Raw genomic sequence first — 24,290 nt, forward strand, 5'->3', positions numbered from 1 at the left:
TTATATTTATTTTAAATTATCAATCTGAAGGAGGAAGAAATATATGATTATATCTAAAGTAAAAAAAGATTCAAACTATGTACTTTGTTATACAAGAATACCACAGGAAAATTTAATTTATTCAACAAAACTGGCATATAGTATGCATATTGCATACAGCGAAGAGGGCGTGAGATTTCATGAATTGAATCATAATTCCGGAGTTTTATTCGCTAAGGCAACAGAAAACGATAATGGAACTCTAAATTCAAAGAGCTTGAAAAATCCTTATATTTTTTATTTGGCAGATGGCACTTTTGGCATTATTGCTGTACGTACAGTGGCAGATGGTGAAAATGATGAGCAGAGCAAAGGCAAAGTTCTTTTATTTACTTCAGCAGATCTTTTGCAGTATAAGGAAATTGGTTTAATTGATCTAAAAGGAAATACTTATGTAAGTGATGTCAACTGTCAGTATGATGACGATAAAAAAGTTTATGTTATTTGCTGGAGTGACGAAAACGGGAACTACTATAAAAATTTTATTACTGATATAACGAGTATCAATAGTGCTTCGATTCCTGAAAAAGTGGAAGCTTTTGTTATAGAACCTGTTAAAGCAGAAATAGAGGGAATAGTACCAAGGAATATTATTAGTATATCACAGGAAGTGGCACACCACCTTATTTGTAAACTTACGGTTCCTACTAATGAAAAAATCAAGGTTACTGAAAGTGTATGTGTTACATCAGAAAATGAATTGAAAGCTGTAAAGGCTACGGCTATTTATAGTGACGGAACAACATCTATGAAAAATGTAGATTGGAATGTAGCAGAGATAGATTGGAATAAGCCAGGAACTTATAAAATTGCAGGAAAAGTACATCAGGATCATTATGAATTTCCTATTGTTGAGAGCAGTGCAGATCCATGTATAGGAAAATGGAATGGAAAGTACTATTTTATTGCTACAAATGATGCGGACAATAATCATACCTTATACATGAGGGAAGCTGATAATATTTCGGGTTTATTAGGCGCTGAGGAAGTATTGATACTTGATTCCAGCACTTATGAGGATATTGGAGGGCTTTTGTGGGCACCAGAGTTTCATATTATTGAAGGTGACCTATATATATTTCATGGGGCAACAACAGGAGAGTTTTTCTATGAAGAGTCTCATGTTATGAAGTTACGAAGAGGCGGTAATCCAATGATTGCAGCAGACTGGTCAAGACCTCAGCGTGTCGTAAAGAAAGATGGTAATTATTTATGTGAAGCAGGAAAGACCATATCTCTTGACATGACTTGCTTTGAATTGAAAGGAGAGTATTATGTTGTTTGGTCACAGCGTAAATTCCTTCCAGAGGATCTTGGTGCATGGCTCTATATTGCAAAAGTTGATCCAAAGGAGCCGTGGAAGCTGATAAGTGATCCAGTGATTCTTTCTAAGCCAGATTATGGCTGGGCAAATAATAATGTTTTTGTAGATGAAGGACCATTTGTTTTGATTAGAGATGAAAAATTATTTTTAACCTTTGCAAGTGCATTGATAGATGCCACGTATGTCGTAGGACTGTTATGTGCAGATAAAGATGCAGATTTGTTAGATCCTGCTAGTTGGACGAAGAGTAACTATCCATTACTTACTTCTCGCAGCGTATCGGGAGAATATGGTCCTGGTCACAATTCATATGTTATAGATGATGACGGAACTGTATGGAATGCTTATCATGCAAGACTAGGGATTGATGGATCTAGATCATCTGGACTTCGCCGTGTTCATTTTGATATTGATGGTTATCCAGTACTGGATTTGACAGAAGATAAGGATTTGAATCAGGAGTTAGCAAATGTAACTATAGATATTATCGTGAAGTAGTGCATAGCATTATTATTCTTTTTTTCAAGGAGGATTTAAATATGTCAAAAGAAATTAATGTGCCTGCTTCAGGCAGGCCGTTTAAAAACAACGTAACATATTGTGTTGGTACCGGGAGAATGGGCTTAGCACTTCAAAAAGAATATATTGATCATTTAAAATTAGTTCAACAGTCTATACGTTTCCAGTATATCCGGGGTCATGGATTATTTTGTGATGATGTAGGAATATATCGCGAATGTGAGATGGATGGGAAAACATATCCCTTTTATAATTTTACTTATTTAGATCGTATTATGGACACTTATCTGGAAAATGGAATCAAACCCTTCCTAGAACTTGGATTTATGCCTGAAAAGCTTAAAACTGGTGATAAGACTGTATTTTATTGGAAGGGTAATGTGACTCCTCCAGTATCATATGAAAAATGGGCAGAACTTATTACGGTTACATTAAATCATCTAATAGAGAGATATGGCAGGGAAGAAGTAGTAACATGGCCAGTTGAGGTATGGAATGAACCCAATATTTTGTTTTGGGCAGGTACCATGGAAGAATATTTCATGCTTTATGATTATTCTGCAGCGGCTGTTAAGAAAGTTGATCCTCGAATGCAAGTGGGAGGACCGGCAATTTGTGGTGTAGAAACGGAAAAGTGGCTGAAATCATTCTTTGAACACTGTATTAAGAAAGATTCACCACTGGATTTTATTACTCGTCATTGTTACACGGCCAATGAGACGACTAACTGTGGGCATTATATATATCATACAATGAACGATCCAACTTATATGATTGAAGAACTGAAAGAGACAAGACAGATTATGTCAGATTATCCTCGCATCGCTAATATACAACTTCATATAACAGAATTCAACAGCTCTTATGTCCCATTATGCCCAGTTCATGATACGGATTTTAATGCGGCTTATATAGCTCGTATCCTTAGTGAGGCTGGAGAATATGCAGATTCATATTCATATTGGACATTCAGTGACGTATTCGAGGAGGCGGATGTTCCAAAATCAGTATTTCATGGAGGATTTGGTCTGATTTCCATGAACTCAATAAAAAAGCCAACTTTTTATGCTTTTGAATTTTTCTCCAAGGCTGGCAGAGAGCTGCTTTACCGCGATGATCATTTAATTGTTACCAAAAATGACGATAGATATGTGATTATTGGATGGAATTGGCATGATATGCGAGACAATAAACAATCCCCCGATGAATCATATGTTTTATCGTTACCTGCAATAGGTGAACAAGCCATTTTAGTTAAAAAGGAAGTGGGAGGAGCGCATGCAAACCCAATGCAGACTTGGAGCAATCTTGGAAAACCACGCAGCTTAAGTGGGGAGCAATTAGCGATATTGCAGGCTTCAGCAGAGCCACTTCAAACGGATGCAAAGTTGTTTGAACAAGAGGGAAATTACAAAGTAGAACTGAAAATTCCGTGTAATCACTTATGCATGTTGGAAATATTTCCAGTATGTGATAAGACAGATACCTACCTTGGATATAAACAAGAAGAATTTTATGGGATGGAATAATGCTTTCAAATATCAAATTTTATAGTAATATAACGCTAATAGGTCAACTGTTAGCGTAAATTGCTTCATTAGTATAGCACAAAATATATTTTGCATTGTTGGTATATAATTTTTTTATGCACCTAAATGATAGAACTACCTGATTAAAATATATATCATTAATTATATGTTAACAGTAAATTAAGGGAAAGGATGAAGGATGAAGGATAAAACATGAAGAATATTGAAGTGAAATCTGTGCCTGCTGAATATAAAAAGGCAGTCGCTAAGGAACTTCAGGGTACTATTACTGAAGTTTCATACAGTGTCCAAAACTACATTAACCAGTCACGTCAACTCGTAACAAATCAAAATATCAATTCTCAAGAAGTTGGAAGAGAAACAGTTGAGGGAGTCTCAATTATAAAGAAATGTAACGTGTATTTGCCATCAGGGTACAACGAAGATGATAAGAATACCCAATATAATGTGTTGTATTTACTTCATGGAGTTGGTGGAAATCGTTATGAATGGTTAGATGGAAGCGGTAATGTTGATGGAAATTTTGTTATATGCAATATATTTGATAATCTTATTGCAAATGGTGATATCAATCCGTTGATCATCGTATTTCCAGATGGCAGAAGTGCATACGATTGGACAGATGATTCATTTAATTCAGAGGGAACCAATATGCTCGGTTTTTATTATTTTGATTATGAGCTAAGGTATGATCTGATTCCCTTCATCGAATCAAAGTATAATATATATGTAGATATAAAAGATAAGTCATCAAAAGGAATTGCATATAACAGAATGCATAGGGCTATTGCAGGTCTATCTATGGGCGGAATGCAATCTTTAAATTTAATCGTTGGAGGTTATAGATGCGATTCAAAAGTATATACAGGAACAAAGGGCGGTTGGAGTAATGGACTTGATAAGACTGTTCTAGCGCCTGGTATGGAAGATCTGTTCACTTATGTCGGTGCCTTTTCAAATGCTCCTACATCAAGCGATGGCAAGGTTTTGGGTGCTAGTATAGCATCATGTGGCCACAGGCTGCGCTTACTTTATATTACCTGTGGCGACATGGACGGAATAGCAAGTCAAGACGGCTATGCAAAAGCAATTGACGGGATTATAGAGGCTGTGGGAGATCATCTGGACAATTATTACCAGATACTTATAGAAGGTGGGTTTCATGATTTTAACGTATGGAACAATGGTGCATATAATTTTATACGTTTGTCTTTCGGAAAAAGTGAAGGGCATTTAAAGCAACACGTTGTTAAAATGACACTCCATTCATATTGAATATAAATACTTTAAATCAAATCAAATTAAATTTATATAAGTAAAGGAATATTTCAAGAAAGAGTAAAATCTATATTGGGGAAGAAAAAGACAGAAAAATATTCTAAGGAGAAATTTATATGGAAATGAAACTTAAGTATAACAAGCCAGCTCAAATGAAGTTATGGAGAGATGGCGGGGTTATAGAAGAGGAATGGCATAAAGCACTCCCAATAGGAAATGGAAGCTTAGGGGGAATGGTATTTGGAGGAGTCAAAACTGAACAAATCCAATTAAATGAAGAATCTGTATGGTATGGAGGCAAAAGGGATAGAAATAACCCTAATGCCTTGGAAAATCTAAATAAGATTAGGCAATACTTGTTTAATGGAAACATAAAAGCTGCAGAAGATTTGTCTATTTTAGCGCTCTCTGGAACCCCAGAAGGACAAAGGCATTATGAAACGTTAGGTGATGTATTTATTGATTTTAAAATTGAGAATGGCGAAGTAAAAGATTATGAAAGAAATCTGGATATTGAAAAAGCAGTAGTCAATATTAAATATAATGTAGGAGATTCTTTTTATACTAGAGAAATCTTTACTAGCTGCCCTGATAAAGTAGTGGTAATAAACTTGAAATGCAGCAAGCCTAAAAATATCACCTTTATAGGAAGGATGGATAGAGGTAAAAATTATGATCAAATAGCAGTCTTAGGAAATGATACTATAATAATGAGAGGTACCACTGGAGGCAAAGGGGGAATATCCTTTAGAGCAGCATTAAAGGCAGTAGTTCAAGGGGGAGAAGTTAAAATTGTAGGAGATAAATTAATAGTTGAAGAGGCTGATACTGTTACCTTGTTTTTAACTGCAACAACTAATTTTAAGGAAGAAGAACCAGAAGATTGGTGTATAAAAACAATAAAAAATGCGTCGGAAAAGAACTATCTTGAGTTACGTAATGATCATATAAAGGAATATCAAAGTTATTTTAATCGTATGAGTATTAAGCTATGCGAAGATAATAAAAAGTTAGAATCCTTGTATACAGATGAAAGATTAAGCAGGGTGCAAGAAGGAAAAGAAGATTTAGGACTTGTAAGTTTATATTTTCAATTTGGACGTTATCTTTTACTTAGTTCAAGTAGAAATTGTGAATTGCCAGCAACTCTTCAAGGTATATGGAACAAGGATATGTTGCCTGCTTGGGATAGTAAATTTACAATAAATATAAATACTGAAATGAATTATTGGCCAGCAGAAGTATGTAATTTATCAGAATGTCATTTTCCATTATTTGAACATATAGAGAGAATGAAAGAATCTGGCAGAATAACAGCAAAAAAAATGTATGGATGCGGCGGGTTTGTATGCCATCATAATACTGATATATGGGGAGATACGGCACCGCAAGATTTATATATGCCAGCAACACAATGGCCTATGGGTGCAGCGTGGCTTTGTCTTCATTTATGGGAACATTATGAATTTACATTGGATAAGAACTTTTTAATTAAGGCTTATGAAACTTTAAAGGAAGCTGCACAATTTTTTGTTGATTTTTTAATAGAAGATTCAGAGGGAAGATTAGTTACATGTCCATCAGTATCACCAGAAAATACGTATATATCACCTAATGGACAAAGAGGAAATTTATGTATAGGCCCATCAATGGATAGTCAAATAATACATGATTTATTTAACGCTTGCATAAATGCGTCTAAGATATTGACCACTGATAGTGATTTCTCAAGAAAATTAATCAAAATGAGAGATAGACTTCCAAAACTAACCATAGGAAAATATGGGCAGATTCAAGAATGGGCTGAAGATTATGAAGAAGCAGAACCAGGACACAGACATATATCTCAACTTTTTGCTCTTTATCCATCAAATCAAATAACAATGAGAGGGACACCAGAACTTTCTAAGGCAGCTAAAACTACGATTGAAAGAAGGCTTGCACATGGTGGAGGACATACAGGCTGGAGCAGAGCTTGGATAATTAATATGTGGGCAAGATTGGAAGATGGAGATTTGGCTTACGAAAATATTAAAGCTCTTTTGAGTAAATCAACTTTACCAAATTTATTTGATAATCACCCTCCATTCCAAATTGATGGTAACTTTGGAGCAACTGCAGCTATAGCAGAAATGTTTATGCAAAGTCATAATGGAGAAATTAACATACTTCCAGCCTTACCTAAGGCATGGAATAAAGGTGAAGTAAAGGGACTTTGTGCTAGAGGTGGCTTTGAAGTAGATATAAAATGGGAAAATAATCAATTAATTGAAGCTATGATAACCTCAAAAGCAGGATTAGATTGTAAAATATTCTCAACAAGTTCATTAGAAGTTTTTCATCCAAACAACAATGTTGTAGTTGGTTATTGTGAAAGTAATTCAATACTTAAATTTGAAACTTGTATTGGGGAAAAATTCAAAATTACTATAAAAGATAATGTAATGGTTAAGACATTTTAATTATGGCATATTCTAGGTATATGAAAGTAAATAACAATTCTAAGATGCAAAATAGATTAGTATATTGAATTGTTATTTTTTGAATAGGACCTAATAAAGTAGAAATCTATAATTTTTGATGTTTTTTATATAGTTTGTTAGGTTGTTGGTAATCGGTATCAGTGATAAACTTTATCTTGTAAGCACAAACGTTTACAAGATAGAATGAGACAAAACACAACACAACATGCACAATATAAAAAGTGTGCAACTAAATAACAAAAAAATAGGGGGAAAAAGTAAATGAGAAAAACCAAATTAATCTTAGCTACGCTCTTAACAGGAGTTATGGGATTGAGTCTCCTTACAGGGTGTGGAAGCAAATCTCAAGAGGCAAGTAGCACATCAGCTAATGGTAAAGTAAAAGAATTTTCAGCATTTTTTGCAGTTGCAGGAAAAGAAGTTCCTGATAACGATAGATTAAAAAATGTAATAGCTGAAAAAATAGGAGCTAAAGTAAATGAACAATGGCTTACAGGACAGACTGCTAAAGAAAGAATTGGGGTAATGATCGCAGGAGGTGAATATCCAGATTTTATTGAGGGAGGAGAAGGAACACAAGCACTAGTAGATGCTGGTGCGCTTATTCCATTAGAAGATAAAATAGACAAATATCCTAATATTAAAAACTATTTAACAGCTAATGAATGGGAACAGTTAAGAAAACCTGACGGACATATTTATTATATACAACAGTTTGGAAAGACTAGAGGAAAAGATTCACAAGTACAGCATAAGGATGAAGCTTTTTGGATTCAAAAAGCAGTTTTAGAATGGGCTAATTATCCACAAATAAAAACTGTTGATCAATATTTTGATTTAATTGAAAAATATAAAGCAGCTAATCCAACAATAAATGGACAACCAACTATAGGGTTTGATATTTTATGTGATGACTGGAGATATTTCTGTTTGGAAAATCCACCTCAATTCGTAGCTGGATATCCTAATGATGGAAAAGCAATTATAGATAAAGCAACACTTACAGCTAAAAACTATAATACAATTCCAGAAGCACAAAAATATTTCAAAAAGCTAAATGAAGAATATAATAAGGGAATTATAGATCCTGAAACATTTACATTATCTTATGACCAATATAAATCAAAGCTTTCTACAGGAAGAGTTCTTGGAATGGTTGATCAACAGTGGGAATTTGAAGATGCAGAAAAAGCATTAAAGCAACAGCATATGGATGAAAAAACTTGGGTGCCATTAGGTTTGACACTTGATCCTAATGTAAAACCACAATATAGAACTCAACCAGCCTTTAATACTGGAAGTGGACTTGGAATTACAACTAGCTGTAAAGATGTAGACGGAGCGTTAAAAGTTATAAATGATTTATTATCTAATGATGTATTAGCATTAAGATGGTGGGGAGAAAAGGATAAGGATTATAAAGTAGATGATAAAGGTGTATTTTATATGACAGATGAGCAAAGAGAAAATTATAGAAATCAAGATTGGATGCAAGCTAATCAATGCAGATACGCTTATTTTCCTCAATATGGTACAGGTTACTTTGATGATGGAATTAATTGTATATGGCCAGAACAACAACAAGGTGAATTTGAAGCCACTTTATCAGATAATGATAAGAAGGTCTTAAGTGGATATGGTTATAAGAAGTGGACTGACTTCCTCAATGTTCCTGCAGAAAAGAACGAGCCTTGGTTTCCAATTTACTCAGCAACTGGTTCTTGGTCTGCTGACGATCCACAAAATATGGCAATGTTAAAAATGGATGAAGTTAAAAAGAAATGGCTTCCAAAGGTTGTTATGGTTGGCACAAGCGACTTTGATTCAACATGGAATGAATATCAATCAACATTATCAACGCAAGCAGATTTAAAGGTCTATGAAGATGCTCTTACTAAAGAAGTAAAGAGAAGAGTAGAGAAATTTAAGAACTAAATATTAAATAAGGCACATTCAAATAAATAACAAGTCTATTTGCTAGCTTATTTTCCATCATGCTGTGTCGGCAAATTGACCTAATAGTCCCACTATGAGAGCAATTTGCCTCCTTGCCTGATGAAAAATATCCATAGCAAATTGGAATTGTTATTTAATTTCATGTGCCTAACAATTAGGGTATCTTTTTAGGTACCCTATTATTAAAAATTTATAAAAATATAAGTAAAGGGAGAATTCATATGGAACTAGGAGTAGAAGATCCGAAATTACATGTAAAAATAAAAACAAAAAAGAATATAATCGAACAAATGAAGAAGCAGAAAACTCTAATTATTATGTCTATTCCATTTATAATCTGGGTTGCAGTTTTTTGTTATGCACCTCTTATTGGGTGGTTAATGGCATTTCAAAAGTTTAAACCAGCAAAAGGTATATTTGATCAGACCTGGTGTGGTTTTGACCAATTTAAAATTTTATTCACTGATCCGAATTTTTTTAATGTATTAAGAAATACTCTGTGTATGGCCATAATTAATTTAACCTTAAGCTTTATTTGTTCAATTGGCTTTGCATTATTACTAAACGAAGTAAGAAGAGTCTTGGCTAAGAAATTTATACAAACAGTATCTTACCTTCCACACTTTCTTTCGTGGATAATAGTAACAGGACTTGTACAAATGATTCTTTCACCAGACCCAGGTATTATAAATCAAATATTAATGGGATTACATCTAATAAATCAACCTATTAATTTCTTCGCAGATCCTAAATACTTTTGGGGGATAGTCGGAATAACTAATGTTTGGAAAGAAGTAGGATGGGGAAGTATAATTTATCTTTCAGCAATTACCTCTATTAATCCAGATTTATATGAAGCAGCTGAAATAGATGGAGCTGGAAGATTCAAAAAAATGTTAAATGTTACATTGCCAGGGATTAAACCAACAATAATTATATTACTTATTATGAATATTGGAAATATTGTAAACGCAGGTTTTGAAATTCAATATATACTTGGAAATGGTCTTATTTCAGACGTATCTCAAACAATAGATATTTTTGTTTTGAAATATGGTATTAGTTTAGGTAATTATTCATTAGCTACAGCAGCCGGTATATTTAAAAGTTTAATAAGTATAGTATTAATATTTATAGCAAATCGTTTTGCAAAATCAGTTGGAGAAGAAAGGTTATTCTAAAGGAGGAGTATTTATATGGCAGGAATTAGAAAAAGAAGCAAACATGATAAGATATGGGATACTATTATAGGAATATTTATGGCAATAATTGTAGTTGCAACTTTGTATCCAATATTAAATACATTGGCTATTTCATTTAATGATGGTATTGATTCAGTAAGAGGTGGAATTTATATATGGCCAAGAGTATTTTCGCTTCAAAATTATCAAACAGTATTTCACAATCCTAAATTAGCTCAAGCAGCATTTATATCAGTTTCAAGAACTGTAGTTGCTACAGTATTACAAGTATTTTTAACAGCAATGCTTGCATATGTTTTAAGCAGAAAAGAATTTATATTTAAAAAGTCACTTTCAGTGGTATATGTATTAACAATGTATGTTAATGGTGGAATGATTCCAATATATGTATTAATGAAAGATTTACACTTAACAAATAACTTCTTGGTATATATCTTACCAGGCTTAGTTGCCGCATTTAATATGATTGTTCTGAGAACTTATATGAATGGCTTGCCAGATGGATTAGTTGAATCAGCAAAAATTGACGGTGCAGGAGATTTTAGGATTTTTATTCAAATTATATTACCATTATGTAAACCAGCACTTGCAACAGTTGCATTGTTTATAGCAGTTGGACAATGGAATTCTTGGTTTGATTCTATGCTTTATTGTGCACAAAGTCCAAACTTAACAACTCTTCAATATGAACTTATGAAAGTTTTATCTGCTGCAACACAACAGGGTGGAGCTGGTACTGCTGATTTGGCTAAAAATTCTGGAAGTATTGTAACATCACAATCTATTCGTTCAGCTATTACAATTGTAACAGCATTACCAATTGTGTTCATTTATCCTTTCTTACAAAAATACTTTATTTCAGGTCTTACTATTGGAGGAGTTAAGGAATAATGAGTGCATACAAAAAAGAAACTTATCATAATGTATTTGAGGAATATGGATACTCTTCAAAAGATATAGAAAATAAACTTGAGAATATTTATAGTACTATATTTTATGGAAATGATGATGAAAGACTATATCATCCTTTTGGGGATGATATGGCATATTTCGTTGATACAGGCAATAATGATTCTAGAACAGAAGGTATGTCTTATGCCATGATGATGTGTGTTCAAAGAAATATGAAAGAAGAATTTGATAGACTTTGGAAATGGACCAAAACATATATGTTCATGGAGGATGGATTTAATAAAGGATATTTTGCTTGGTCTGTAAAGCTTAATGGTGAAAAAAATTCAAATGGACCAGCGCCAGATGGTGAAGAATATTTTGCAATGGCACTGTTCTTTGCTTCAAACAGATGGGGTGATGGAGAAGGTATTTTTAACTATTCAAAAGAAGCCAAGGAGCTTCTTAATGAATGTGTTCATAAAGGAGAACAAGAACCAGGAGATCCTATGTGGGAGCATACAAATAAGCTTATAAAGTTTGTACCTGGTCTTGATTTTACAGATCCATCATATCATCTTCCACATTTTTATGAATTATTTTCTCTTTGGTGTAATGAAGAAGATCGTGAATTTTGGGAGGATGCAGCAGAATGTAGCAGGGAATATCTAAAGAAAGCTTGCCATCCGATTACAGGATTGGCACCAGAATATTCAAAGTATGATGGAGTGCCTTGTGATTCACCTTTGGCTAGGGGTTATCATGAAAGATTTTATAGTGACTCTTATAGGGTGGCTGCTAATTTAGGATTATCATATGAATGGTTTGAAAAGACAGAATGGGAATGTGAATGTGCTGATAAGATTCAAACTTTCTTTTGTGAAACAGTTAAAGGTAAAGCAGATTTAGTTTATGAAATAGATGGCACAATTATTGAAGAAAAAGCACTTCATCCAGTTGCTATTATAGCAACTAATGCAATGGCTTCTTTAGCTAGCAAAGGAAAGTACAGAAAAGAATGTGTTGATTTATTTTGGAATACACCTTTAAGAACAGGTGAAAGAAGGTATTACGATAACTGTTTATATTTATTTGCCTTCTTGGCGCTAAGTGGAAATTATAGAATTTGGAAGTAGAGGGAAGTAAAAATGAATAAAATAAAAAATCCAATTTTATCAGGATTTTATCCAGATCCATCAATATGTGCAGTAGGAGATGATTTTTATTTAGTCACATCTACTTTTGCATACTTTCCAGGAGTGCCAATCTTTCATAGCAAAGATTTGGTCAACTGGGAACAAATTGGACATGTATTCACTAGAGAATCACAACTAAATTTAACAGGAGTAGGACATTCACAAGGAATATTTGCACCCACACTACGCTATAATAATGGAACATATTATTTGATAACTACAAATGTTTCCTATGGTGGTAATTTTATCGTAACAGCAGAAAAGCCAGAAGGACCATGGTCTGATCCATATTGGCTAGAAGGAGCAGAAGGTATTGACCCAAGTTTATTTTTTGATGATGATGGAAAAGCTTATTATGTGGGGACAAGACCAAATCCAGAAGGTGTACGTTATAATGGGGATTGGGAAGATTGGATTCAAGAATTAGATTTAAATAATATGTGCCTTGTAGGTGATAGTCATAAAATCTGGAAAGGTGCAATGAGAGATGCAATATGGCCTGAAGGTCCTCACCTTTATAAAATAGATGACTATTATTATTTGATGATAGCAGAAGGAGGAACAGGACCTGAACACTCAGTTACTATTGCAAGAAGTAAATCTATATATGGCAAGTATGAAGGGTGTCCGCGTAATCCTATTATTACTCATAGACATTTAGGAAAAAATTATCCAATAAAACATGTTGGACATGCAGATTTAGTTAAAACCCAAGATGATAAGTGGTTTATGGTGATGTTAGCAAGTAGAACATGTGATGGATATTGTAATACTGGAAGAGAAACCTTTTTAGCAAAAGTAATATGGGAAGAGGGTTGGCCGGTAGTTAATCCTGGTACAGGAATATTAGAACTTGAACAAGAACATGAACTTGAACGTTATGATGTAGAACCAGAAACTAATTGTTATCATTTTTATAGAAAAGAATTAGATAGCAAATTGGTATTTCTAAGAAATCCAAGTGAAAATTTATATTCACTTATAGAAAGAGAAGGATGTTTGCGTTTATATTTGAAAAAGCAATCATTAAAAGACTTAGACAACCCTGCTTACATAGGCATTAGACAAAAAGACTATCACTATTTAGTATCTACCATGTTGGAATTTGACCCTACTCATGATAATGAAAGTGCAGGAATTGCTATAGTTCAGAGTAATGAATATCATCTGCGATATGAGTATACTAAGAAAAATGGAAAAAAAGTACTACAAATTACTGAATGCAATAATGGGATAGATATATTAATTAATGAAATTCAATTAAATGCTAATAGATTATACTTAAAAATAGTAAGTAGAGGACAAGAATTAGATTTTTATTATGGAACTAATGGTGTAAATTTTGAATTATTAGAAAAGAATGTGTCCAGCATAAATCTAAGTACAGAAATAGCCGGTGGATTTGTAGGATGTACAATTGGAATGTATGTAAGTAGTAATGGCAAATCAACTGATAATTATGCAGATTTTTTTTGGTTTGAGTACAGTCCAATAATAAAATAAATATTGAATTTAAACTTGCAATTTCAAAATAATAATTAATATGGGAACAATTAGGAATAGACACAAGAAATTATTGCAATGAACTGAGTAACATGAAATATGAAGATGGCAAATCATTATCATGCTTGTAAGTGATCATATGATAATCCGCCTCCATCATGAAACCTACGAAAATCTAAAATTTGGATTTTTGTGAATTATTTTATGTAGGAAAATATAGAATTTTGGAAGGAATAATATAAAGTTTCTATGAAAACTAGCGTTGAGAGGCTTAAAATGATAAAGGTAATTATCGATAAAGATATTAAATTTGAGGTGAAAACTATGAATATTAAATTTGATTTATTTCCAGAAGGAAAAACAAAAGCGTTAACTATGAGTTATGATGATGGGCAAATATTTGATAGAAGGTTAATTAGCATATTTAATAAATATGGAATAAAAGGTACTTTTCATTTAAACTCTGGAATCTTAGACAGGGAGACGTTTATTACTAAAGCCGAAGTTGCAGAACTTTATAAAGGTCATGAAGTTTCTGTGCATGCAAAAACTCACCCATTTTTAGATTGTATACCTGTTGAAGCTGTTATAGAAGAAATTATTGAAGATAGAAAATGTTTAGAGTCTTTAGTTGGGTATCCTATAAAAGGAATGTCCTACCCATATGGGGCTTTTAATGAACAGCTGATAAGAACTATTGAAGGTCTTGGAATGCAGTATTCAAGAACTGTAATTTCACATCATGATTTCTATATTCCAGAAAACTTTTTAGCTTGGAATGCAACTTGTCATCATGATGATAACCTTATAGAGCTTGGAGAAAAATTTGTGCATTATGAGTTTAAGGGAAAATTAAAGCTAATGTATGTTTGGGGTCATAGCTTTGAGTTTGAAAGAAATAATAATTGGAATTTAATTGAGAACTTTTGTGAATTAGTTTCTAAAAACAGTGATATTTGGTTTGGGACTAATATTGAGGTAATGAGATATATTAAGGCATTAAAGAAACTTGAATTTTCAGCAAATGGAGATATTGTATATAACCCTACTGCAATAACAGTGTGGATTAGTGTAGATGACAAAGCTATAAAAGTTAACGCTGGAGAAATAATAAGATTATAAGCGCGTTATAGCAAAATGAACATTTTGAGCTTGTTTAGGCAATTCATAATTGGAATTCTGAATAAGCTCTCTTTTTATTAATCTATATAATAATTCAATTATTGCATTGTAATATTGATGCATTTTTTACTTTCATTAAGAATAGAAGTGTGATTTTTTGTAATGTTTAGAACTATTTTCATGTGAACTGGCATGTTAATAGTTAAAATATTTATTCACTGAGAACTAGCAGCTCAGAATAGATGAATTGACAGCATGATCCCGGAATTTACCTGGAGTATATCCTGTCACTTGTTTGAACTGTCGGCAGAAGTGTTCAACATTATTATATCCACACAGAATTGCTACTTCAACAATTGTACGGTTGCAATGAAACAGATATTCTTTGGCAAGACGGATTCGGCTGTCTATCACGTCATCCATACAGGATATACCAAAGGTATTTTTATAGATTGTCTGTAGATAGCCTTGGCTGATGTGGATAAAATCTGCCATGTTAGGAACAGTCCAATTATTACCAGGGTTATTATGAATTGCTGTACGAAGATTTATAAGGTTATAATATTGAGGTGTAATACCAGTATGGAAGCAAGATTCTAAAAGTTTATTAAACAGAGTTCTTAACAAATAGTCTATTGATGATTCTTTATAATCTTTATTAAATGAGTTCTCGGTGACAAGCAACTGAAGCAGCTTGTGGCAATATTCGGGGTCATCCAAAGAAAAAGGAACCCCAAGTGGAAACGTTGTTTCAGTAACATAGGATTCGGTGGAATCAAAACGTATCCAGTCATTGATGTATTTTTCTGCACAGGCCCGATAGTATATTTTCTGATGTGGATGATATAATACGGCACTGTGAGCCGGATATTCCTTGAATTCGCCGTTGACATAGAAAAGAGCAGGAGTTTGAGTGATAACGAGAAGCCAACAGTCATGGCCAAGAGGGATATCAAAAATAAAATCATTTGTGTGTGTAGCATCACATCCTACATAGAAAATATTAGTCATAATTACCCTCCTAATCTTTGAATATATCAATTATACATTAGTATATATCATTGTTTCAAACAGGTCAATAACTTATAATTTTCTTGATAAAGCATTGAAAATGCTATGGATTCTTATGAATGTGTAGAATACTTACTTTATTAATGTTTATTTCAAATTATCAATTAGGGAGGAGAAATGGATATATGATTAAACATTATTCGATAACAAATGAAGCAAAGTTTTCATTTAGCAACAATGCACTATTTTGTATTGGAACAGGAAGAATGGGGCTTGCACTTCATAAAGCTTACCAAGACCAATTGAAATATGTTCAGGATTACATCCATTTTTCTCATATTCGTGGTCATGGATTATTTTCAGATGATATGGCAATTTATCAGGAGTATAAAGATGAGATTGGTAATACGATTGCAGAGTATAACTTTACGTATCTTGATATGGTAATGGATTCTTATCTTGAACTTAGGATACGTCCATTTTTGGAATTGGGATTCATGCCAGAAAAGCTAGCTTCTGGAGATCAAACGGTATTTTATTGGAAAGGAAATGTTACACCACCTAAAACCTATGAAGGCTGGACATCTCTTGTTCAGGCGACATTACGTCACCTAATGGAACGCTATGGTAAAGATGAAGTGGTTAACTGGCCAATAGAGGTATGGAATGAACCAAATTTGAGCGCTTTTTGGAAAGATGCAGACAAGCAAGAATACTTCAAGCTATATGAATTGACAGCAAAGGCAATAAAAGATGTTGATAAAAGATTTAAAGTAGGAGGACCTGCAATTTGTGGCGTGGATGATGTGAATTGGGTGAAAGATTTTATAAATTTCTGTCACGAAAGTTTTGCCCCAATAGATTTCATAACGCGACATGCTTATGGAACAGAAGAACCGGAACGCATTGGTCACTACGGATATCAAGAACTGCGTGAGCCAGAGGACTTACTTAGAGAATTGCAGATAACTAGAGATATTGTCGATAGTTATGAGGAATATCGTGGCATGGATATTCACATAACAGAATTTAACACTTCCTATATACCAAATTGTCCATTGCACGATCAAAATGTAAATGCAGCTTATATAGCTAGGCTTCTTTCTACATTAGGTGATTGCAATGCCTCATATTCTTATTGGACGTTTGGAGATATTTTTGAAGAGAATGGTGTGCCGTTTACTCCATTCCATGGTGGATTTGGTCTTGTTGCCAATGGCATGATTCCAAAACCGACATTTTGGACATTTGCGTTCTTTAAAGATTTGCAAGGTAAATGCGTCCACCGCTCTGAAGAGGCTGTTATTGTACAGGCACAAGATGGAAGCTATAGAGGTATTGTTTGGAATTTAGTAAAAAATACTGAGCCAGACCGAAACATAGAGCTGAATTTTACATTACCAATGAGCAAAGAGTGTTGTCTGCTAGTTAAGACTGTGGATGAGAAATGCTGTAACCCACTTAAGGTTTGGCATGATATTGGAGAACCAGCATATCCGACATCAGCACAGAATGAATTGTTTCGTGCAAGTGCAATGCCAGCAGTTAGTACGGAGCGAGTGGTTGTGGATAAAGAGAATATTACAATTACTATAAATTTAAGTAAAAATGCTTTGGCATATTTTGAAGTCTTTCCGGTAGATCAGAAAAGTGATAGAGGATATGTCTATTCAAAATAAGAAGGGAGATTTTAATATGAATAACAACCCTGTTATCTGGGCTGACTATCCAGATCCAGATCTAATTCGAGTAGACGACACTTACTATATGGTCAATACTACAATGCATTTTATGCCAGGCTGCGTTATATTGCAATCATACAACCTCATAAATTGGGAAGTGGCAGTTCATGTATATGACGCTTTGGACAGTACACCAGATCAAAAATTAGAAGATGAAAAGCAAATATATGGAAAGGGTATGTGGGCAGCCTCACTGCGTTATTATAAAGGTAAATTTTATGTATGTTTCGTAGCAAATGATACGCAGAAAACTTATCTGTTTACAGCTAATGATATCACTGGACCTTGGATAAGGCATGAGATTGAAGGATTCTATCATGATTGTTCACTGCTATTTGATGATGATGACAGAATTTATATTATTTATGGCAATACCAAGATTCGACTTACGGAATTAAAAGATGATCTTTCAGGTCCAAAACCAGGTGGACTGAACAGAATAATCTTAAGAGATACCGAAGAGCATTATCTTGGCTATGAAGGTGCCCATTTTTACAAAATTAATGGCAAATATTACGTCTTTTTTATTCATGTGTTGAAATGTGGACATGCTCGTAGGACTCAGGCATGTTTTGTAACAGATTCTCTAGAACGTGAATTTGTTGGCAGAGAAGTTTTTGATGATGATATGGGATATCATAATTTCGGTATTGCACAAGGAGGAATCGTAGATACTCCATATGGTAACTGGTATTCAATGCTATTTCAAGATCATGGTGCTGTTGGCCGTGTACCTGTTCTTATCCCACTGCATTTTGAAAATGATTTTCCAGTATTCGATAAAAAGGCAACAGAATATATTGAGATTCCAAGCACAAGACCAGGTTATGAGTACAAGCAACTTGTTGGAGATGATGATTTTATTTATGAGCCTGACCCAAATGGCAAGGTACATCTGAAAGATATCTGGCAATGGAATCATATTCCGTCAAATGATTTGTGGTCAGTAACTGAAAAACCAGGATCATATCGTATCCATTCAAGAAAAATTTGTTCGAATATAAATTATTCAGTAAATACACTGACACAACGTGTCATGGGGCCTACTTGTGAAGCTATTGTAACTTTAGATGGTAGCAAACTTAAGGAGGGTGATTATGCAGGTTTATGTTTCTTAATTAGCTCATATGGATTGATTGCACTTACCAAGGAAGAAGGTCAATACTACTTGGTAATGTTGGCAAGAGATACAGATGATAAATCAATATTTGGAAACTTGATAGACAACGAGCCTGGAGTTGAGTATGAAAGAATTCTTGTAAACGGAGAGAAAGTTACACTAAAGGCAAAGGGTTATTTCATTGATAATAAAGACGAATGTGAGTTTTATTATAAGGATGGAGAAGAATGGAAGAAGATTGGTATCACACACAACATGGTATGGAAAATGGATCAATTTGTGGGATGCCGCTTTGGTTTGTTTCTATTTTCTACAAAGGAAATTGGAGGAACTGCTGATTTTTCAAAGTTCAGATATAATATTTTAAAGTAAAAGGGTAATTATGTATTAAGTAATACCTTTGAATGTTTTAGGCACAATCAATCTAATGAAGAAGGGGTTGCTAATGATTGACTATTTTAAATTTAGTTAGCAAATCATTGTTTGTCTCAATATGACAATTTATTGTTTGAATGGATATAATAGTGTATTATAAAAGAATAGACTAACACTTCATTAAAAGGGGTGTAGAAATGAAGAAATTAGGTATATTAAAAAAAATAGATATATTGAATAACTATAGTATTAAAACAAAATTGTTGATTATATATGCATTTTGTGTATTAATTCCAATGATTGTTACTAATTCGATTGTTTATTTAACTATTAGAAATAATGAAGTTAAAGAACAAAAAGTAAATATGGAACACGCTATTGATAGAGTTAAATACAATTTAGGATCTGTGTTAGATGATTGTGTATTAGTATCAAATCATTTGCATAGTGATATAACTTTGAATGATTTTGTTAATGAAAGATATGATAATCTTCTTTCATATTATGATAAATACAATTTTCTATTGAGAAATAATGTAATTAATTATTATTATAATTCACAACACGTATATCAGGTTACAATCTATACAGATAATGATACTATTAGTAATAGTAATAATTTTATAAAATTAACACCAGAAATTCGGAAAAGTGATTGGTACAAACAATTCCAGTGCAATAAGGACAATATGACAATATCTGTATATTATGATAAGGATATAAAGGAGTATTCAACAAATAATACAGCAAGAACAATTAGTATTACTCGGAAGTTGGACAAATTAGGGGATAAACATGAAAATATTTTAAAAATAGATGTTGATTATAATGTAATTCTTAAAAATATTTTAAATGAGAAAATGGAAGGCAATTTGTATGTTTGTAATAAAAACTTCATTCTGTTTTCTAATAAAACACCTCAAGTTGGTTCAAAGGAATTTGACACAATAGAAAGTATAGAAGAAAAGGATGTTAAGTTAAACGGTTCCTTTAAATTAAAGGTAGCAAATGAAGAATGGAATATTATTGTTACATCAAATGAAGTAAATCCTTTATTAAAAATTGTGGAGAAAAAAGAAATATTATTTGGGTTGATAATATTTAATTTACTATTACCAACTATTATTATTACTTTAGTTTCACACTCCATTAGACATAGAGTGACGTTACTAGGTGTATATTTAGGCAAAGTAGAAAATGAGGAATTTTCTATAATTGAATGCAGTGAGGGAAAAGATGAAATAGGAAAATTAGTTCGGAGTTACAATTTAATGGTATTAAAGATTAAAGATTTGATTGAAGTAGTTTTTAAGAGAGATGCAGAAAAGCAACGACTTGAATTGGCTAAAAAACAAGCAGAATTAAAAGCACTTCAAAGTCAAGTAAATCCACATTTTTTATTTAATACTCTTGAAAGTATTCGTATGAGAAGCTTGATAAAAGAAGAAATAGAAACAGCAGAAATAATTGAAAAATTATCAATATTACTTAGAAAAACAATAAATTGGGGAGAAGATTATATTACTATTGAAGATGAAATGATATTTGTAGAAAATTATCTTCAAATTCAAAAATATCGATTTGGGGACAAGTTATCTTTTAACTTTTATATAATGGAAGAATGTAAAATTTTAAAGATTCCTAAGTTATCTATTTTGAGTTTTGTTGAAAATGCTTGTGTTCATGGGATTGAAGAGGTATCGCATAATGCAAGTGTTGGTATTGCTGTTTATAAAGATGATACTGATTTATTTATAGAAATTTCTGATACTGGAAATGGAATACCTAAAAATGAATTAAAATTAATTAAAGATAGACTGAGTAATGCAAAAATAGAAATGCTTAGTGAAAGTAAAAGTACAGGAGTACTTAATACTTATATGCGTTTGCAGATGTATTGCAATAATAATATGAAATTTGAAATGGATAGTATATTAAAGGAAGGAACAGTAGTTACAATACAAATTAATCATGATGAATTAAGGAAATGAATCTGAAGATTTAAGGGGTAGTGTAGGAGGAATATTATGATTAAAATTTTAATAGTAGATGATGAACCATTTATTAGACAAGGGTTGAAAATTTTAATTAACTGGGAAGAATATGGGTATGAAATTGTAGGAGAAGCAGCAAACGGAATTGAAGCCATAAAAGTATTAGAAGAAAAGGAAATCGATTTAATTATTGCAGATATAAAGATGCCGGAAATGAATGGTATTGAATTAATTGAGTATGTACATGATAATATATTGAGTGAAGTTAAATTTATAATGTTAAGTGGGTATTATGAGTTTGAATATGCGAAGAAAGCAATAAAATACAATGTAACAGATTATATTTTAAAACCAATTCAAAAAGATGAATTAATTAAGGTATTAAAAAGTTTTCAAGAAGAACATATTAAACAAGAAAATAAGCATACCCTAGAAAAAATAAAAGATAAAGTTGTATATGATAGATATTTAAACGAAATTATATATGGGAAATATGATAATTCTAACTTAGAATATGTTAAAAATTGTTCGAAGTTTTCAGGGGGATTAAGATATATAATTATAGAAATTAATTTTTATAATGAAGAAGGAATTAACATTTCTGATAATGAAAAAAGAGAGGGACAGGAAATATTTTATCAAAATATGATAGCATTGCTAGGCGAAAATTATTATAATGTAATTGTTAACATGAGCAATTATAAAGACTGTTATGATATAGGATTTATTTATGATAAAAGATTAGCAGAAGAACAAGATCTGAGTGAGAAAGAGTATATTTCAAAATTACAATTAAATATGAAACAGATTCAGCACTATGATTTTTATACTTATATTGGACAAAAGATAAATAATATTGAAGAGTTAGCAGTATCATATAAGTCTGCAAATGTAGCAAAATTATTTTCAGAATTTTCAAATGAAAATAACATTGCATATTATGATGAAATGACAGAAAAGAAGGAAATTAGTTATAATATAGAAAAACAATATATGGATAATTTAATTCATGAAATTGAAGAAAATAATGAAGAAGAAATTATAAAATGTGTTAATAAAATTTATACTAGCTTTAAAGAATTTAAGATAGATTTAGAAATTATAAAAATAAATATTAATTATTTATTATGTAATCTTATTAACATTGCAAAAGAGCTAGATTCTGAAGCTGATCAAGAGGAAGTAATGCAATATATTAGTTCCATTTCTTTTGAACAAGTTCTAAGTAGGGGAAGTGAAAAACATTTGCAAAGTTTTTCTTTAGAATTTTCAAGATATTTAAATCAATTAAGGCAAAATACATTTCAAGGAATTTTGAGCCATATTGATAGAGAAATTTCAGAACATTATATGGAAAAATTAAGTTTAAAATATCTAAGTGAAAAATATTATGTTAATAGTGCATATTTGGGACAAGTTTTTAAGAAACAATATAATGTATCATTTAAGGATTATTTAAATGCATATAGAATTGAAAGAGCAGCGGAATTACTTAAACGAAGTGATGATAAGATTTATAGTATAGCAGAAAAAGTTGGGTATAATAATACGGATTATTTTATTAATAAATTTGTTCAATTAAAAGAAAAGACACCTTTACAATACCGAAAACAGTTTTTTTAAATATTATATATAAAAGTTCATCTGCTAAGCAGGTGGATTTTTTGTTAGCGTGTATTTAATTATAAAATAATATATAATTAATGGAGTTGATATTATCAATAAGTGTACAAGGGGATGTTTTTATGAGTAAAGCAAGAAAATCAGAAATAACAGCAACTTTTAAAACGGATATAAAGATTGTTTGGGATGTTGTAACAAACAATAATGATTATAAGTGGCGTAGCGATATTGAACGCATTGAGATAATTGATAATGGAAATACTTTTATAGAATATACGCCAAATGGTATTTCAACAAAGTTTACAATTACAAAAAAGAATTTATATAATAGATATGAATTTAACTTGGAAAATAAAAATTTTACAGGTTCTTGGGTTGGAGATTTTTCAGAAATTGAAAAGGGTGGAACAAAAATTGTTTTTACTGAAAATATTTTTATTAAAAATCCTATAATTAGAGTTTTATCATATTTATTTATGGATTTAAAGAAAATACAAAATAATTACATTTTAGATTTAAAAAGAAAATTAGGTGAGGAATAGATTTATGAATATACAAATATTTGGAACTAAAAAATGTTTTGATACTAAAAAGGCAGATCGCTTTTTTAAGGAAAGAAAAATACAATTTCAATTTATTGATTTAAATGAGAAATCCATGAGCAAAGGTGAACTTAATAGTGTACTTCGCTCAGTAAATATTAATGATTTAATAAATAGTAAATGTAAAGAATATATGAAATTGAATTTTAATAATATTAGAAGCACTGAAATAAAAGCTGAATTGTTATTAAAGAATCAAAAAGTTATGAATACGCCTGTGGTAAGAAATGGTGGTGAAGCTACAGTTGGGTATAACTTAGAAGTATGGAATAAGTGGATAGAGAATAACTAATAATTTGAAGTACAGGTTAAATACACCAAGAGTTTTGATTGAAAGTCATGCATACTATATAGACTTTTTTAGAATACTAAATTTGAAGATTAATTTGGCATATGAAAGAAAACACCGTAATATAATGACTAGGTATTTAAAAAAATATGTATTAGAAAGGATATGAAGTATTTATGGCAAAAGCAGGAATGAGAAGACCAGATCCAAGTGATCCTCACGGGACCGAAAGTAATCATAAAACAAATTATAAAAAAAATGATTATAATAAAGTTCCAACAGAGATACAAGGAAAGGCTAAAGCAGGAAATACAAAAGCATCATCTATACAGTAAGAATAGAACTAAAAATACTGGGAATTTATTAAATCTAGGAATAAAGGATGGAATTATAAAATTCCATCCTTTATTTGTTTTGACAAAAAGAAAAAAATGTAGAATAATATACTATAATAAGTATGTTTTTGGTTGT

Annotated in this window: 18 protein-coding genes; 17 read left to right on the forward strand and 1 reads right to left on the reverse strand. The window is 31.8% G+C overall.

What is annotated here, in order from left to right; translation table 11 throughout:
• Nucleotides 1-43: 43 nt before the first annotated feature.
• From psyc5s11_RS07175 to psyc5s11_RS07220, 10 genes are all read left to right on the forward strand, one after another.
• Nucleotides 44-1,861, forward strand: a complete 1,818-nt coding sequence (locus psyc5s11_RS07175; RefSeq protein ID WP_224036929.1) for a family 43 glycosylhydrolase — start codon at nucleotides 44-46, stop codon at nucleotides 1,859-1,861.
• Nucleotides 1,862-1,902: 41 nt separating this feature from the next.
• Nucleotides 1,903-3,411: a GH39 family glycosyl hydrolase gene (locus psyc5s11_RS07180; protein WP_224036930.1), complete on the forward strand. Its 1,509-nt coding sequence runs from the start codon at nucleotides 1,903-1,905 to the stop codon at nucleotides 3,409-3,411.
• Nucleotides 3,412-3,624: 213 nt separating this feature from the next.
• Entirely contained in the window at nucleotides 3,625-4,707 is a 1,083-nt protein-coding gene (locus psyc5s11_RS07185; RefSeq protein WP_224036931.1) for an alpha/beta hydrolase, read from the forward strand.
• 119 nt (nucleotides 4,708-4,826) lie between these two features.
• A complete protein-coding gene (locus psyc5s11_RS07190; protein ID WP_224036932.1) occupies nucleotides 4,827-7,172 on the forward strand; it encodes a glycoside hydrolase family 95 protein in 2,346 nt (781 codons plus the stop codon).
• Between the two features lie 282 nt (nucleotides 7,173-7,454).
• Nucleotides 7,455-9,128 (forward strand): type 2 periplasmic-binding domain-containing protein, encoded by a 1,674-nt coding sequence (locus psyc5s11_RS07195; protein WP_224036933.1) that lies wholly within the window; start codon nucleotides 7,455-7,457, stop codon nucleotides 9,126-9,128.
• A 242-nt stretch (nucleotides 9,129-9,370) separates the two neighbouring features.
• Complete coding sequence (locus psyc5s11_RS07200) at nucleotides 9,371-10,330, forward strand: ABC transporter permease (RefSeq protein ID WP_224036934.1); 960 nt, start codon at nucleotides 9,371-9,373, stop codon at nucleotides 10,328-10,330.
• A gap of 15 nt (nucleotides 10,331-10,345) precedes the next feature.
• The gene (locus tag psyc5s11_RS07205; protein ID WP_224036935.1) at nucleotides 10,346-11,242 is read left to right on the forward strand and encodes a carbohydrate ABC transporter permease; all 897 of its coding nucleotides are present in this window, start codon (nucleotides 10,346-10,348) and stop codon (nucleotides 11,240-11,242) included.
• Nucleotides 11,242-12,378, forward strand: a complete 1,137-nt coding sequence (locus psyc5s11_RS07210) for a glycosyl hydrolase family 8 (RefSeq protein WP_224036936.1) — start codon at nucleotides 11,242-11,244, stop codon at nucleotides 12,376-12,378. Before psyc5s11_RS07205 ends, psyc5s11_RS07210 begins: the two co-directional genes overlap by 1 nt.
• 12 nt (nucleotides 12,379-12,390) lie before the next feature.
• Nucleotides 12,391-13,941 carry a glycoside hydrolase family 43 protein gene (locus psyc5s11_RS07215; protein ID WP_224036937.1) on the forward strand — a complete coding sequence of 517 codons (1,551 nt, stop codon included), beginning with the start codon at nucleotides 12,391-12,393 and terminating at the stop codon, nucleotides 13,939-13,941.
• A 324-nt stretch (nucleotides 13,942-14,265) separates the two neighbouring features.
• Entirely contained in the window at nucleotides 14,266-15,063 is a 798-nt protein-coding gene (locus psyc5s11_RS07220) for a polysaccharide deacetylase family protein (RefSeq protein WP_224038144.1), read from the forward strand.
• 225 nt (nucleotides 15,064-15,288) lie between these two features.
• Here psyc5s11_RS07220 and psyc5s11_RS07225 read toward each other — a convergent pair whose 3' ends face one another.
• Complete coding sequence (locus tag psyc5s11_RS07225) at nucleotides 15,289-16,074, reverse strand: helix-turn-helix transcriptional regulator (RefSeq protein WP_224036938.1); 786 nt, start codon at nucleotides 16,072-16,074, stop codon at nucleotides 15,289-15,291.
• A 185-nt stretch (nucleotides 16,075-16,259) separates the two neighbouring features.
• Between psyc5s11_RS07225 and psyc5s11_RS07230 the strand changes: the two genes are divergently transcribed.
• From psyc5s11_RS07230 to psyc5s11_RS07260, 7 genes are all read left to right on the forward strand, one after another.
• Nucleotides 16,260-17,753: a GH39 family glycosyl hydrolase gene (locus tag psyc5s11_RS07230; RefSeq protein ID WP_224036939.1), complete on the forward strand. Its 1,494-nt coding sequence runs from the start codon at nucleotides 16,260-16,262 to the stop codon at nucleotides 17,751-17,753.
• 16 nt (nucleotides 17,754-17,769) lie between these two features.
• Entirely contained in the window at nucleotides 17,770-19,308 is a 1,539-nt protein-coding gene (locus psyc5s11_RS07235) for a glycoside hydrolase family 43 protein (RefSeq protein WP_224036940.1), read from the forward strand.
• 200 nt (nucleotides 19,309-19,508) lie between these two features.
• Nucleotides 19,509-21,302: a sensor histidine kinase gene (locus psyc5s11_RS07240; RefSeq protein WP_224036941.1), complete on the forward strand. Its 1,794-nt coding sequence runs from the start codon at nucleotides 19,509-19,511 to the stop codon at nucleotides 21,300-21,302.
• A 36-nt stretch (nucleotides 21,303-21,338) separates the two neighbouring features.
• A complete protein-coding gene (locus tag psyc5s11_RS07245; RefSeq protein WP_224036942.1) occupies nucleotides 21,339-22,928 on the forward strand; it encodes a response regulator transcription factor in 1,590 nt (529 codons plus the stop codon).
• Nucleotides 22,929-23,050: 122 nt separating this feature from the next.
• Nucleotides 23,051-23,470 (forward strand): SRPBCC family protein, encoded by a 420-nt coding sequence (locus psyc5s11_RS07250; protein WP_224036943.1) that lies wholly within the window; start codon nucleotides 23,051-23,053, stop codon nucleotides 23,468-23,470.
• A 4-nt stretch (nucleotides 23,471-23,474) separates the two neighbouring features.
• Complete coding sequence (locus psyc5s11_RS07255; RefSeq protein WP_224036944.1) at nucleotides 23,475-23,822, forward strand: arsenate reductase family protein; 348 nt, start codon at nucleotides 23,475-23,477, stop codon at nucleotides 23,820-23,822.
• 173 nt (nucleotides 23,823-23,995) lie between these two features.
• Nucleotides 23,996-24,154, forward strand: coding sequence for a hypothetical protein (locus psyc5s11_RS07260; protein WP_224036945.1), 159 nt, complete (start codon nucleotides 23,996-23,998; stop codon nucleotides 24,152-24,154).
• The last annotated feature ends 136 nt before the right edge of the window (nucleotides 24,155-24,290 follow it).

Origin of the sequence: Clostridium gelidum (assembly GCF_019977655.1) — a bacterium.
Taxonomy (GTDB): Bacteria; Bacillota; Clostridia; order Clostridiales; family Clostridiaceae; genus Clostridium; species Clostridium gelidum.